Raw genomic sequence first — 11,640 nt, forward strand, 5'->3', positions numbered from 1 at the left:
GACTGCAACTTCTATTTCATTACTAGCTCAGAACTCGCAACTTCGAGATCAGTACTCGGAATTTTCAGAATTTTAAAGGAACAAGTGAAGATTTGAGTTGAACAAATACGAAATTCAATCTACATATCACCTTGATACGGCTAGATGGGGAGCAGTGGAGCAGTAAGTCTTCCCCTCTCTCTGCCCCTCTACCCCTCTATCCCTCTGTCCCTGTACCCCTCTGCCTCTTTTGCCCAATACCCCTTAATCACTGACTAACAACGCAACTGGAAAATGAGCGAGGGCTGCTGCGATAGATAGGGTTTCTGTAGCCTTTAAGGATTGCTGAGTTAGAACGTTTTTCCAGGAGTGAGAAGTTCCAGAGGGTAATTGCAGATGCGTATCTTGCCAAACTGACTCGCCCAAGGGATTGTCTCCAGGCTGGATGAGGCTAGTTAAAAAGCGTGGCGCGATCGCGATCGCTGTTTGATTCCCCTCGCGCCGCGCAAAGGCGATAATGTGATTGGCGTAGGTTCCCTGAACTTCTAACGGCAGATAGTCGCCATCCTGGAATAATGAGACATAGTTTGTTCTGGCTTGGAGTAATTGAGCCGTTAAAAACAGTTTGATTCTACCGTCTGTTTTGTTGTTCAGTAACTCCTGAATTAGTCCAAGAATGTCTGTTTTTGCCTGTTCGCGGATGGCGCTTAAGTAAGTACGTCGCTGTTCAAAATCCACGGGACGGCGATTGTCTGGATCGACTAAACTCAGTTCCCAAAGTTCCGTTCCTTGGTATAAATCGGGTACGCCGGGTGCGGTAATCTTCAGTAGAGTTTGGGAAAGAGAATTGAATATGCCATAATCTGCAATTCGCTGTTGAAAGGGACGAAAGGCTTCTATAAATTCCCCGGAGATGGCAGGATCGAGTACTTTCCCTATAAAGGAAGTGCAAGCTTCTTCATACTCGCTATCAGGCCGTAACCAGGCTGTATGCACTTTTGCTTCTCGTATTGCCTTTATTATATAATCCTTCACCCGTTCCACGAAGGATTCATGTTCGTGTTCGGCAAAAGGAAACGCCCCCACTAGGGTTTGATAGAGAAAATACTCATCGTTGCGATCGGGTATAGCGAAGCCGTGGCGTACACCGAAGGGGTTGGCAAAGCCATCGCTACGATGTCCTCGATTAATGGCGCTCCAAGTATTTACCTGCTGATCCCACTCATCGGGGATTTCTGAGAGGACATTCAATCTGGCTCGCACATCTTCGCCGCGTTTGGTGTCGTGGGTGGCGGTGGTGTTCATGGTGTGTGGCCAGGTTGCTTGGTGCTGTTGGTTAAAGGCATGAAATTTGGTTACTGGAATCCCAAAATGACCGGGATTACCCCCGACTTCATTCAATGACAGCAAGCGATTGTATACATATAATGTGGTGTCTTCTACGCCTTTTGCCATTAGCGGGCCGCTGTATTGCTGCATTCGCAAGACAAAATATATCCATTGTTCGCGTTCTGTTTGAGTCAGAGAATTATCAAACTCTAACAGCATTAACTTTTCAATAAAGGTCAGTTCGTGCTGCAACAGGGGCGTTTGTTCTTTGGCTTGGCGAATTACTTCCTCAATGGTAGCCCGATCGCTATCTCCAATTCCATCGGGCGTAATATAGGTACGGTAAATCGGGAACAGTGTCAAAACTTCAGCGATCGCTCTTTTTAATCCATTCAGCGTAAAATCATTGCCATAGCGATATTTGCTGGAGATATTTTTTAATAAAAGAGCCAAACTGTCAATATCACCTGCTAAATTCTTTTCTAGGATCAGGTGTTTTTTATCCTTCACTACTGATGCATAATCTACTCTGGAACCGATAAAGTTTTGGTATATTTTATCGAACTGTGTTTGATTTTCGTATTGACAAAATACGCCATTTACATAGTTGAGAAAGTCATATCCAGATGTTCCTTCAATTCCCCAGTTTTCTGGTAGTTCTTCGGTGAGTTCTAAAATCTTTTCAACAGTAATATAAACATCACCCATTTTTTCCCGCAGCCTTTCGAGATACTGGATTGGGTTATAAAGTCCATCAATATGATCGATGCGTAAACCTGTAAACTTGCCCTCCTCAACCAGCTTTTGAATTAGGCTATGAGTATTATTAAAAACCCGTACTTCTTCAACTTTCACAGAAATCAGTTCGTTGACAGTAAAGAAACGGCGGTAATTCATTTCCTCCGCACCGACTTTCCAAAAAGCAAGACGGTAAAACTGGTCTTTTAGTAATTCATCTAAAAGGTTAAAGCTTTCAGAATTACCGGGTTCTCCGTTAAAAGTTTCGATATTTTCGTCAATGAACTCACGGATGGCATCGTTTGTGGTGTAGAGTTCCCAAACTAATCCTTTAATAAATGCAATCTGGTCTTGTCGCTGTTTACCCGCCACCTCTGAAGGCACATTTTTGAGAATGTAGAGAATCCCCAAAAGCTTAATAAAATCGGGGTGATTGCGTCCCAGTGTGCGGGTGAGTTTCCCTAAATTATAGGTGATAAATTTTGTGTAAGATTCTAAGCGGAGTGGCAATTTCAAGCTGTAATAGTTGACAGTTAAACCGTTCTGTTCGTATTGCAGTTGAATGTGTCCGTTTTCCAGGGATACACCATAGAAATCTCCCAGTAGCGGCGCGAGAATTCGCTCTTGGCGATCGCCGAAGGGTGCATTCCAAGAAAGGTCGAAGTAGTCGGTATAACTGGAATCTGGGCCGTGTTCCAATATGTCCATCAAGTAATCGTTTTCGCTACTATAGGCCATGTGGTTGGGCACAATATCTTGTAACCAGCCCATACCAAGGGATTGGATTTCATCAACTAATGCATCAAAGGACTCATTGGTTCCCAGTTCTGGATTCAGTTGAGTGGCATCTACTATATCGTAGCCGTGTGTACTCCCGGATCGGGCTTTGAAAATGGGGGAGGCATATAAATCAGAGATACCCAAATCTGCTAGATAAGCTGCGATCGCTTTAGCGTTGTCAAAGCCAAACTGAGGTGTAAACTGAATTCGATAAGTGGCGGTAGGAATTCGCATGAGTTTGTTCTAATGAGAGATGGGGCGATACGGTTCGGTTAAGATGTTTGTCTTTCAAAGATCCCCCCGATAAATTGGGGGACTTTTTCCGATTACTCCCTTTTTAAGGGGGTCGCCGCAGGCGGGGGGATCTTATCTGAAATTGTTTATGAGAGGTGAGGGAGTTTGAGCCTTTTTGCTCGAATGTTAAGCCTTTTTGCTCGAACGTTAAGCCTTTTTGCTCGAACGTTGAGCCTTTTTACTCGAACGTTGAGGTTATTAAGGTGAAACTTTAAGTTCTAACTCTCCCTCTCATCCTTTTTCATAGAGTACTAAACTAGTAGGTTGCAATTTCACTTCTTGGCTCACAGACAGATGTTCAGGGGCTTCAGAACCATGCCCAGACCATGAGGTATCAGCCGAGTCTAACAATTTATTAGCATTTTGCTCAAACGGCAAAGTCACTGTCACCGCCGATGAATTGAAATTCATCACAAATATGACTTCACTCGATTCGCACCAACGACGCACGATAACCAAATCCTTCTCTTTATCGCTAGTCGCTTGGATGAAATTGCGGTCTTGATTCAAAAGGGCTGGATGCGTCTTACGTAAATTAATTAACTGACGATACCAATCCCACAGCATTTTGTGCTTTCCTTCATTGCGTAATTCCCAATTAAGTTTAGACTTTAGGAAAGTTTCTGCTGATTCTGGGTCTGGGGGATCATCTGCATAGTGAAATGCTTCAAATTCTTGTTTGCGTCCGGCGCGAACTAATTGAATTAAATCAGGATCGGAGTGACTGACAAAGTAAATGAAGGGTGCTGTTTCGCCGTATTCTTCTCCCATGAATAACAGGGGTAAGTTGGGCGACAGCAGCACAGCGCCAGCAGCTAACTTTAATCCTTCAAAAGAGATCCGCTGACTGAGGCGTTCTCCTTTCATTTGATTGCCGATTTGATCGTGATTCTGAATGCAGACAGAAAACTGTGATGAAGGGCGATCGCGGCAAGATACACCATGAAATCGCTTGCGGTGTGGTGCGTACTTCCAATCGTAGATAAAAGTATCTTCATAAGCTTTTGCCAGATCAGCAACCTGCCCAAAATCTTGATAATATCCTTGGCGATCGCCTGTCAAAAGTGCGTGCAATGCATGGTGGAAATCATCACTCCACTGAGCATCGAGTCCATATCCACCCAATTCTGCTGGACGAATTAATTGCGGATTATTCATATCACTTTCGGCAACTAGATGGCGTTTCCATCTTTGCCCTTGTTGTGAGAAATGATGAACTGCTTCCGCTAATTCCCACAAAAAATGTTTAGCGCCCAAATCATAAATTGCTTGAACGGCATCCAACCGCAATGCGTCAATATGAAACTCACCCAACCAGTACAGCGCATTTTCGATAAAATAATTTCGCACACCCTGACTATGGGCATCATCGAAATTCAGCGCTTCACCCCACGGCGTTTTATAGGTTTGAGTAAAGTAGGGCGCGAACTGACTCATATAGTTGCCTTCTGGCCCAAAGTGGTTATATACCACATCCAGCACAACGGCGATATCATTTTGGTGGCAAGCATTTACCAGTTGCTTGAGTTCAGCTGGACTACCATAGGAATTTTGCACAGCATAAGGGTAAACGCCATCATAACCCCAGTTGCGATATGCAAGAGTTGCCTCAATATGAGTGTCTCCCGGAACCTGAGAGATAGGCATGATTTCGATGGCGTTAATTCCTAGTTCCCTCAGCTCTGGTAAACGGGGAATGATCGCGGTGAAAGTTCCTTCCGGCGTGAATGTCCCAACATGGAGTTCATAAAAAATCATCGACTCCACAGGAACACCCGTCCAGCCTTCATCAGTCCACTCAAAATCATGATCGATAATTTGCGACGGCCCATGCACCCCTTCCGGTTGATACTGCGACGCCGGATCGGCAAAGGTGTCTTGACCATTCAAGACATACTGATAAAGCGTACCTGGATATACATCGTTGACTTTCGTGTGCCAGTATCCCTCAGACTGAGGCTTGAGGGGAATTAACTGCTGTTCTGGCGTCAAAATTTTTACCGTAACGCTGTCTAATAGCGGAGACCAAACTGTAAATTCACACTCTCCGTTACCCAAGTAGTTAGCACCAATTTTCACGCAGTATCCTCCCGTCAAACTCTTTGTTGTGCCGAATTGTGGCGCGATGGCGTACCCGCCCGCTTTATAGCGATCGCAAATGTCATTGATTGTACAATGTTTATAAACACGCCAGATAGCATAATGGTTGGTCTAGCAGACTTTTTGCTAGCATCTGGAGGCGGATTTTTAAATAAAATAATTCTGTCTCATGACAAATAAACAGACAGGGCAATACAGTTTGGTCAAGGTTTTGTGATGAAAATTCTAGATCGCAAAACTGATTATTGTAGAGATGGCGATTCATCGCCTCTCTTGCCTTAACCAACAGTATTGAGAGGCAAGAGACAGGAGGTAGGAATTTTGAAACCCACGCAGGGGGGTAAGGCCTGGTGTAGCTGCGGTTTTTAACTACATATTTAACTTAAGTTGACTTGCAGCTACCATCCACACAGTATACTGACTCATACGTGTTAGAACGCTTACCAAAAAGTGCATAGCGGTTATCGCGGATTTGTTCGTAAAAGCGATCGCCTGCCCATTTCATCCCCGGTAATGCTCGATAAGCGTCTACAAATATACTTCCTGCTGGCAATAACCGCCCAATTTCTTCTGCTGCATTACTACCTTGCCAACGTCTCTGAGGTTGATTGCCATCAATTAAAATCATCCCCTGTTCGCAGTCTTGGGCTGAAATTCCCCACTTTAAAAGTGTCTGCTCATCTTGCATGGGACTGTAGCGAAAGAGCTTTCCTTGGTCTAAGGTTTCTAGCGAGCGCACTAAGGTAACGCAGAGATTACAATTTCCGTCGTAGATTACGTAGTAATTCATAAAAATAATGGCTCTTTGGCAATTGACTTGTCGGATGTGTCTAAACACAACTTTGGTATTCTAGCTTAGAAAACCGTAGAGATCGCTCTTGCCTCACCGAATCATCTCCAACCTCAAATCCCCAATTCAAATATGCATAATGTCGTCTAGCTTAAGTTGTAAATTTGGCAATATATCAGAAGAAATAGTATCTCCTAAGCGATATTGTTGCTGCTGGTACACACCGTCAACTAACTGACAAACGGTAAAGGTTGGTTGTTTGGGATTGCCGATAAACTGCAATCCACCCAAACCACGAAAGTCCACAATCCAATATTCTGGGATGTTAAGAAAAGCGTATTCTTCCACTTTTCTTGCATAATCGTCTTGCCAATTAGTACTCACAACTTCAGCAATAAGTTTAATTGTATTGCCGTTACAAATAATCGGTTCTTTTTGCCAAAGTGGTTCTTTACTAAGTTCTGCTTTATCTAAAACAATTACATCAGGACGCAGTGCTGTAGCTTCAGCCGCAGGTGGTTTAATCAGACTAGTTTTTGGAACTAGCCAGTTGAAATTAGAATTAAAAATTTCAACATAGATTCTACCAGCAATATTACCTGCAACAGCTTCGTGTGGTCCTGTAGATTCCATGTCTCTTAATTGTCCGTCGATTAATTCGTAACGTGTATTGTCACCATATTGGGCGGTAAACTCCTCAAAGGTAAGCAGTTTGGGTGAAATGTAGGTCATTATGTCTTGTTTTGACTTGAGGTAGGCTTATTGTAGCGACTGCCATTGCAAAGTACAGGAAAGGTGGGTTAATTTTTGGAAGCGATCGCATTTACAAGGCGGCCGCATTCACAAAGCAGCCACTGCATTAATAATGCAAGCCATTACATTATTAATGCGGTCCAATACGGTTCGGTTAACATATTTGTCTCTCGAAGATCCCCCAACCCCCTTAAAAAGCAGGGCTGATTCATTCCCCAAAGAGCTTTAAAAATCAAGGGTTCTAGCAATGAAAAATTAGTTATTTTGTTACTGGCGTACCGATGAAACCAACTATTTTACTGATATTTCAGTGCTTAAATGTTCGTCTGTTCGTCACGCTTACTTACAATTTTCTTGCTAACCATCTTGACAAATCCTGTTTTAAATGGAATGAATCAGCCCTGCCTTTAAAAAGGGGAGCTTTTTCTCCTCTTTACCCCCTTAAAAAGGGGGTTGCCGCAGGCAGGGGGATCTTATCCGAACCGTATTGCAAGGCGACCCTCGCATTTAAATAGCACGACAATACAAATACTAAAAGGCTTGTCCTCAAATATCCCCTCGATTTCCAGTTATCATGCCTTTGGAATGGTATTTGCTTAGTTTTTTCATTAATGAGAAAATATTCATGAGATACAAACTCTTGGGCAAAAGCGGGTTAAGAGTCTCTGAACTCTCTTTGGGAACCATGACCTTTGGTGAAGATTGGGGTTGGGGTGCATCTGTTGACGAAAGTCGGAAAATTTTTGATAGCTATGTAGAAGCAGGGGGCAATTTCATTGACACCGCCAACGGTTATACCGATGGTAGCAGTGAAAAAATTGTCGGTGAGTTGATTGCTAAAGAACGGGAACGCTTTGTAGTTGCGACAAAATATTCCTTTCCCTTGCAAATGAATGACAAAAAGGGCGATCCTAACGCCAGTGGAAACCATCGCAAGAATTTAATTCAGTCTTTGGAAGGTAGTCTCAAACGCCTGAATACCGATTATATTGATTTATTCTGGTTGCACGCTTGGGATTTCACAACACCGATTGAAGAAGTCTTGCGATCGCTTGACGATGTAGTACGTCAAGGTAAAGTACTTTACATTGGCATTTCTGACACACCCGCTTGGATTGTTTCCCAAGCTAATACCATTGCCCATTATCAAGGATGGACGCAGTTTGTCGCCCTGCAAATTGAGTATAGTTTAATTCAGCGAACACCAGAACGGGACTTGATTCCGATGGCAAAAGCTTTGGATTTAGCAGTAACACCGTGGTCGCCCTTGGGTGGTGGTGTGCTGACAGGTAAATACAATCAGCCTTCTCAAGCAGGCGGCGAACAAGGGCGACTCGAAACTTTAGGGGGAGAAGTTTCTGAAAAGAATTTAGCGATCGCGCAAGTTGTTAGTCAAGTTGCAGCAGAAATTGGCCATACACCTTCACAGGTAGCATTAGCATGGTTACGCGCTCAAAGTGGTGTGATTATTCCGATCATTGGCGCACGTAAGTTAACGCAGTTTCAAGATAACTTAGCTTCAATAGAAGTCAGTCTCTCGCCAGAACATCTGCAACGCTTAGATGAAGTCAGTCAAATTGAACTAGGTTTTCCCCATGACTTTTTGCACAATGATGTAATTCGCGATCGCCTTTTCGGTGGTACATTCAATACCATAGAAAACCATCGTATCTAACTAATAGTCATAACCAGTAACATATTCAGCCATTAATATAATCTGTCGTCAGAGAGTTTCGCACAGCCAACCAAAATCTATAAAGTTAAATGCAAAAGGCATTAACGTAGAACTATGAGCGACAACACCATTACATCACGTTTGTACCCCACTCGTATTGACATTCCCGCTGAAGCGCGAGTGCAAATCGTGGTACTTCTCAACCAAAGCTTGGCAGCTACTTCGGATTTAAAAACCCAAGCAAAGCAAGCGCACTGGAATGTTAAAGGAACTGACTTCTATCAGCTACACCTATTATTTGATGAACTTGCTGGGGAATTGGAAGAGTACATCGATTTGATAGCTGAACGCGTCACAGCTTTAGGCGGATATGCTTTCGGAACAGTTCGCGCCGCAGCTAGTAATTCCATCCTGCCAGAATACCCCTTAGATATTTTGGATGGCAAAGACCATGTGACAGCCTTGGCAGATCGCTATGCATCCTATGGTAAACATCTCCGGGAAGCGATCGATAAAACTGATGAATTAGGTGATCTTGATACCGCTGACCTTTACACCGAAATTTCTCGCACCATTGACAAACGACTCTGGTTCTTAGAAGCTCATCTGCAAGTAGCAGAAATTAAGGCAGAGAATGGCAAAGCGGGTATTACTCAAACTCAAAAGATACCTGCTAGTGTAAATTAAGCACTTTTGAAAGACACTTGATTTACTAATAGGGTGCATTAAACTAAAGTTTAACGCACCCTATTATAAGGGTATGTATCTTATGTGAGCGCTACAAAACTTTCTACCTAGAACTAAAGCACAAAAGTGTCCCTTTCCGAGTTGGAGAGGGACACTTTTACGTGGTAAAACTAGGGAGAGGTTATTGATTGGGCTAATTAAACGGACACTATATGAACCGTCGAATTCACATTACCTTAGACACTTCGATTGGATTTTTGATCTGCGTCTTAATACACCCTAGCAGATAATCTGGTTGTACAAAAATTGAAATTGCAGTAATTTAGTTTTCAAAGAGTGTTTTTTATTCAATTGAAAACATCTGTCAAATTTCACAGTATCTTTTTGGTAAGTACGCCACTTTTAAGTGCGTACTTTTCATTTTATATGTATATACTTTACTATTTAAATAGTTACAAATTAGTTCTACTCAAGCAGAATTCTAAATTTTGAATTCTAAATTCTTCTAAAAACAATTAACAACGAGGTAAATTTATGTCTCAAAATACAATTACCCACTTAATTCACGATCGCAATTCCCGTGGTCACGTTAATATGGGCTGGCTCGATACTTATCACACATTTTCCTTCGGTAGTTTTTACGATCCTAACCGGATGGGATTTCGCTCTCTGCGGGTGATTAACGACGATCGCGGGGCCCCTGGTGCTGGATTCCCTACCCACGGTCATCGCGACATGGAAATCCTCACTTATGTCTTAGAAGGTGCAGTAGAGCATAAAGACAGCTTGGGTACTGGCTCGATAATTCATCCCGGTGATGTACAGATTATGAGTGCTGGTACTGGAATCAGCCACAGCGAATTTAATCCTTCGCCAACTGAACCACTTCATTTACTACAAATCTGGATTCTTCCTGAGCGACAAGGATTGACACCAAGATATGAACAAAAAACTTTTCCTCTAGAAGAAAAGCGCGGCAAACTCCGCTTAATTGCTGCTAGAGATGGGCGTGATGGTGCTGTGACAATTTACCAAGATGTTGATTTATATACATCTGTTTTAGAGGATGGTGATGTTGTTAATTATCAAGTAAAACCTGGTCGTTATGCTTGGTTACAAGTAGCGCGAGGCATAGTTGACTTAAATGGTGAGGAACTCAGAGCCGGTGACGGTGTGCAAATCAACGGTGAAGAACAGCTAGAAATTAGCACTAATATCGGCGGCGAAATCTTGCTTTTCGATTTAGGCTAATATCTCCTTTCTCTGGTAAAAGGCTCATTTAGATGAGCCTTTTACTCAGTAATATTACGTTTACGAATTAAGTATGTTTGCGGTTTCCGTGAAGGTAAAGAAAATCACTGGAAATCCTAGCATAACGTCTCAGAGCGCTTGGTGCAGATCCAGATTCTTTGATTTAGGATGTGCTTTAGGGTGAATTATGGCGATCGCAATCTCTGACTACCAAGCCACAAGTCTAAAAAACTGGTGAACGAGTATCAAAGACTCATCCACGAGTATAAAAGACTCGTCCACGAGTATCAAAGACTCGCCGACGAGTATCAAAGACTCTCGCACGAGTATTAAAGACTCGCCGACGAGTATCAGAGACTCTCGCGCGAGTATCAAAGACTCGCTCACGAGTAAAAAAGACTCGCCGACGAGTAAAAAAGACTCGACGACGAGTAAAAAAGACTCGACGACGAGTATCAAAGGCTCGTGGATGAGTCAGCTTAACTCAAAATAGACGGATCGCTTACAGAAATTCTTCAAAATAGACGACAGATGCCAACCTAAAAAGCCGAATTAAATTCTAAATTTCTTAATTACGTAGCTTGCTTCCCGTAGGGTACTACGAATTACGAATTACGAATTAAATCTTCCACTCTCGCTACAGCTTGCCTAACTTCCTCAACATCAGGAGATTGGATACGCTGCAATATCTCCAAGGCTGGCTGCAAATAATCTAGTGCTTGATTGTAATCACCCTGTTGCTCTGCTATGTGTCCTAACCACCACGTCATTGCCTTGCCTTGGACATCATTGCCGATTTGTTCATCGATAGCAAGGGATTGTTGATAAAGGGCGATCGCTTCTTCGATTTCTCCGCTATTGGCCTTGAGCATTCCCAGTTGGTGCAACGTCGCCGCCTTGCCTTGGACATTGCCGATTTGTTCTTTGATAGCAAGGGATTGTTGATAAAGGGCGATCGCTTCTTCGATTTCTCCGCTATTGGCTTTGAGTATTCCCAGTTGGTGCAACGTCGCCGCCTTGCCTTGGACATTGCCGATTTGTTCAGTGATAGCAAGGGATTGTTGATAAAGGGCGATCGCTTCTTTGATTTCTCCGCTATTGGCTTTGAGTCTTCCCAGTTCGTGCAACGTCGCCGCCTTGCCTTGGACATCGCCGATTTGTTCAAACAGAGCAAGGGATTGTTGATAAAGGGCGATCGCTTCTTCGATTTCTCCGCTATTGGCTTTGAGCATTCCCAGTTGGTGCAACGTCGCCGCCTTGCCTT

Annotated in this window: 9 protein-coding genes; 3 read left to right on the forward strand and 6 right to left on the reverse strand. The window is 43.2% G+C overall.

The window, feature by feature from the left end; genetic code table 11:
* Positions 1-243 precede the first annotated feature (243 nt).
* From treY to V7K60_RS32870, 4 genes are all read right to left on the reverse strand, one after another.
* Positions 244-3,060: a malto-oligosyltrehalose synthase gene (gene treY / locus V7K60_RS32855; protein ID WP_334932119.1), complete on the reverse strand. Its 2,817-nt coding sequence runs from the start codon at positions 3,058-3,060 to the stop codon at positions 244-246.
* Between the two features lie 291 nt (positions 3,061-3,351).
* Positions 3,352-5,199: a malto-oligosyltrehalose trehalohydrolase gene (treZ, locus tag V7K60_RS32860; RefSeq protein WP_334932121.1), complete on the reverse strand. Its 1,848-nt coding sequence runs from the start codon at positions 5,197-5,199 to the stop codon at positions 3,352-3,354.
* Between the two features lie 403 nt (positions 5,200-5,602).
* The gene (locus V7K60_RS32865) at positions 5,603-6,010 is read right to left on the reverse strand and encodes a thiol-disulfide oxidoreductase DCC family protein (RefSeq protein ID WP_334932123.1); all 408 of its coding nucleotides are present in this window, start codon (positions 6,008-6,010) and stop codon (positions 5,603-5,605) included.
* A gap of 126 nt (positions 6,011-6,136) precedes the next feature.
* Complete coding sequence (locus V7K60_RS32870) at positions 6,137-6,742, reverse strand: Uma2 family endonuclease (protein ID WP_334932125.1); 606 nt, start codon at positions 6,740-6,742, stop codon at positions 6,137-6,139.
* Between the two features lie 646 nt (positions 6,743-7,388).
* Here V7K60_RS32870 and V7K60_RS32875 point away from each other — a divergent pair.
* From V7K60_RS32875 to V7K60_RS32885, 3 genes are all read left to right on the forward strand, one after another.
* Positions 7,389-8,438 (forward strand): aldo/keto reductase, encoded by a 1,050-nt coding sequence (locus V7K60_RS32875; protein ID WP_334932127.1) that lies wholly within the window; start codon positions 7,389-7,391, stop codon positions 8,436-8,438.
* Positions 8,439-8,552: 114 nt separating this feature from the next.
* Positions 8,553-9,125: a DNA starvation/stationary phase protection protein Dps gene (gene dps, locus V7K60_RS32880; RefSeq protein ID WP_334932129.1), complete on the forward strand. Its 573-nt coding sequence runs from the start codon at positions 8,553-8,555 to the stop codon at positions 9,123-9,125.
* 534 nt (positions 9,126-9,659) lie between these two features.
* The gene (locus V7K60_RS32885) at positions 9,660-10,376 is read left to right on the forward strand and encodes a pirin family protein (protein WP_334932131.1); all 717 of its coding nucleotides are present in this window, start codon (positions 9,660-9,662) and stop codon (positions 10,374-10,376) included.
* A 207-nt stretch (positions 10,377-10,583) separates the two neighbouring features.
* On the opposite strand, the gene V7K60_RS32890 is transcribed toward V7K60_RS32885, so the two are convergent.
* Both V7K60_RS32890 and V7K60_RS32895 read right to left on the reverse strand, forming a co-directional pair.
* Complete coding sequence (locus tag V7K60_RS32890) at positions 10,584-10,835, reverse strand: hypothetical protein (protein WP_334932133.1); 252 nt, start codon at positions 10,833-10,835, stop codon at positions 10,584-10,586.
* A 146-nt stretch (positions 10,836-10,981) separates the two neighbouring features.
* Positions 10,982-11,640 (reverse strand): tetratricopeptide repeat protein (locus tag V7K60_RS32895; RefSeq protein ID WP_334932135.1); only part of this gene is annotated, 659 nt, incomplete at its 5' end.

The sequence above is a fragment of the Nostoc sp. genome, from assembly GCF_036917555.1.
Classification (GTDB): domain Bacteria; phylum Cyanobacteriota; class Cyanobacteriia; order Cyanobacteriales; family Nostocaceae; genus Nostoc.

Excerpts from the sequence above, each read along its gene's own strand:
- treY (WP_334932119.1), bottom strand. The coding sequence starts at position 3,060 with ATGCGAATTCCTACCGCCACTTATCGAATTCAGTTTACACCTCAGTTT.
- V7K60_RS32865 (WP_334932123.1), bottom strand. The coding sequence starts at position 6,010 with ATGAATTACTACGTAATCTACGACGGAAATTGTAATCTCTGCGTTACC.
- V7K60_RS32870 (WP_334932125.1), bottom strand. The coding sequence starts at position 6,742 with ATGACCTACATTTCACCCAAACTGCTTACCTTTGAGGAGTTTACCGCC.
- V7K60_RS32875 (WP_334932127.1), top strand. The coding sequence starts at position 7,389 with ATGAGATACAAACTCTTGGGCAAAAGCGGGTTAAGAGTCTCTGAACTC.
- dps (WP_334932129.1), top strand. The coding sequence starts at position 8,553 with ATGAGCGACAACACCATTACATCACGTTTGTACCCCACTCGTATTGAC.
- V7K60_RS32885 (WP_334932131.1), top strand. The coding sequence starts at position 9,660 with ATGTCTCAAAATACAATTACCCACTTAATTCACGATCGCAATTCCCGT.